The following is a 2,634-nucleotide window of genomic DNA, read 5'->3' as shown; positions in this document are numbered from 1 at the left end:
CCCCCGGGCTCCCCGCCGCCCTGCGCGACGCGAAGGGCTCGCTCGCGCGGGCCGTGCGGTCGCTGCGCGCCGCCGCGCCCGCGGGGTCGGCCGTCCAGGGCGTCGACGGCGGCCTGCACCTGCTCGTGGACGCGCTCGTCGCGGACGTCGAGGCGCACGGCGGCGAGGTGCGGACCCGCACCCGCGTGACCGAGGTCCGTCCCGCCGGCGACGACCCCACCGGCTACGAGGTCGTCCTCGCGGACGGCGCGGTGCTCCGGGCGTCCCGGCTGGTGCTCGCCACGCCCACGACCGGCGACCTGCTGCGCCCGCTGCTCGCCGCGACGCCGGAGGCGTCGGACGGCCCGGACGACGTGCCCGGCACGCCCGCCGACCCGACCGACGGGCTCGACGAGGGGGCCGTCGTCACGCTCGTCACGCTCGTGCTGCGCAGCACCGCGCTCGACGCTGCCCCGCGCGGCACGGGCGTGCTCGTCGCGCAGGAGGCCACGGACGTCACCGCGAAGGCCCTCACGCACGGGACCGCGAAGTGGCCGTGGCTGGCGCGTGCCGCCGGGCCGGGCCGTCACGCGGTCCGGCTGTCGTACGGGCGCGCGGGCGACGACGCGTCCGCGGTGCCGGCCGACAAGGACGCGCTCGTCGACCTGGCGCTGCGCGACGCGGCGGTGCTGCTCGGTGTCCCGCTGCCCGCCGACGCCGTCGAGGGCACCGCGGTCGTCCGTTGGACGCAGGCCCTCCCCCGGCCGAGCGCGGCGCACCAGGCGGCGGTCACCGAGGTCCGGTCGGCCGCGGCGGCGCTGCCGGGGGTCGCGGTGTGCGGGGCGTGGGCGGCGGGCAACGGGCTGGCGTCCGTCGTCCCGGACGCGCAGGCGGCGGCCCGCACCCTCCTCTGACCCTCGCGCCGGGTCGGGAGTCGTCGGTCACATTTCCTCGCGATTCTTTTCTGACAGTTCGCCGGATCGTCGCGAAGAATGTGACCGGCACCATTCCGGGTGTCGTTCGACCAGCGGTTCCCCGATATTTTCTGACGGATTGTCAGGTCGCCGTCGCGCCGCCCGACGGGACGCATTCCCGGGGTCGTCCGGCACGCTTCGACACGGACCCGCACCGCGTTGGACACTGGGCGGCATGCCCCAGCAGGTCCGCATCGGCACGCGCGCGAGCACCCTCGCCCTCACCCAGACCGGGCACGTCGCCGACGCGCTCGCCGCGCACGGCGGGCTCGACCTCGAGACGGTCCGCGTCCGCACCGACGGCGACCGGTTCACGGGCTCGCTCGCGAGCCTCGGCGGCGCGGGCGTGTTCGTCACGGCGCTGCGCGACGCCCTGCTCGACGGCCGGTGCGACGTCGCCGTGCACTCCCTCAAGGACCTGCCGACGGCCGACGCCCCGGGCCTCGTGCTCGCCGCCGTCCCGCCCCGCGAGGACCCCCGCGACGCCCTGTGCGCGCGCGACGGGCTCACGCTCGCCGGGCTGCCCGAGGGCGCGCGCGTCGGCACCGGCTCGCCGCGCCGGGCCGCCCAGCTCCTTGCCGCACGGCCCGACCTCGACGTCGTCGACATCCGCGGCAACGTCGACACCCGCCTCGGCCGCGTCGCTGGCTCCACGACCGGACCCGGCGACCTCGACGCCGTCGTGCTGGCGCGGGCCGGTCTCGCCCGGATCGGCCGCCTGGAGGCCGTGACCGAGCTCTTCGGGCCCGACGTCATGCTCCCCGCCCCCGGGCAGGGCGCCCTGGCCGTCGAGACCCGCGCGGGCGGCCTGACGACCGACGTCGTCGCGCCGCTCGCCGCCGCGCTGCGGGCGCTCGACCACCGGCCGACCCGCCTCGCGGTGCTCGCCGAGCGCGCGCTGCTCGCCCGGCTGGAGGCCGGCTGCGCCGCCCCGGTCGGCACGCTCGCCGTGCTCGCCGACGACGGGACGCTGACCCTCGAGGCCGTCGTCGTACGGACCGACGGCACGGCCTCGCTGCGCCGCTCCGGTCACGCTGCCCTCACTCCCGCAGCCCGTCCCGACGGCCACGGCGCCGTCAGCGCGTCCGACGAGGCCACGAGTGCCGCCGACGCCGCCGCGGCCCACGCGCTCGGCGTCGCCCTCGCCGACGACCTGCTGGCCGCGGGTGCGGGCGACCTCGCCGACCTGCGGAGCACACGGTGAGCACCCCCGACCTCGCCGACCCGCGGAGCACGCGATGAGCGCCCCTGACGCCGTCGGCCTGCCGCTCACGGGCTGGCGCGTCCTCGTCCCCCGACCCGCCGCCGGGGTCAGCCCGGCCGCGATCGCCCTGGCCGCCGCTGGCGCGGAGGCCGTCGTCGTGCCGCTCGTCGAGACCGTCCCGCCCGAGGACCTGGGGCCGCTGGACGACGTCCTGCTGGCGCTCGGCGCGGGCTGGTACCGGTGGCTGGTCGTCACGAGCCAGGCCGCGGTCCCCGTCCTGGAGGCGCGCGCCGCGCACGCCGGACGCACGCTCGCGGGGATCGTCGCCGACGCGCACGTCCAGGTCGCGGCCGTCGGGCCGGGCACGGCCCGCGCACTGCGCGACGCCGGGGTCGTGCCGACCCTCGTGCCGCGCGGCGAGTCGACGGCCCGGGCACTCGTGGCGGCCTGGCCGGCCCTCCCCAGGACCACCCGGAC

At 78.8% G+C, this 2,634-nt stretch carries 3 protein-coding genes; all 3 read left to right on the top strand.

What is annotated here, in order from left to right; translation table 11 throughout:
* On the top strand, positions 1-893 hold an 893-nt coding region (locus CBZ_RS20440), incomplete at its 5' end, for a protoporphyrinogen/coproporphyrinogen oxidase (protein WP_174768711.1).
* Between the two features lie 235 nt (positions 894-1,128).
* Positions 1,129-2,157, top strand: coding sequence for a hydroxymethylbilane synthase (gene hemC, locus CBZ_RS20435; RefSeq protein WP_130783239.1), 1,029 nt, complete (start codon positions 1,129-1,131; stop codon positions 2,155-2,157).
* A gap of 34 nt (positions 2,158-2,191) precedes the next feature.
* A partial coding sequence (locus CBZ_RS20430; protein WP_174768710.1) for a uroporphyrinogen-III synthase occupies positions 2,192-2,634 on the top strand: 443 nt, incomplete at its 3' end.

This window comes from Cellulomonas biazotea, from assembly GCF_004306155.1.
In the GTDB taxonomy this organism is placed as follows: Bacteria; Actinomycetota; Actinomycetes; order Actinomycetales; family Cellulomonadaceae; genus Cellulomonas; species Cellulomonas biazotea.
Note: the sequence above shows the minus strand (reverse complement) of the source record. Positions and strands in the feature narration are given on the sequence as shown.

Coding starts and splice junctions, on each gene's coding strand:
- hemC (WP_130783239.1), top strand. CDS start 1,129: ATGCCCCAGCAGGTCCGCATCGGCACGCGCGCGAGCACCCTCGCCCTC.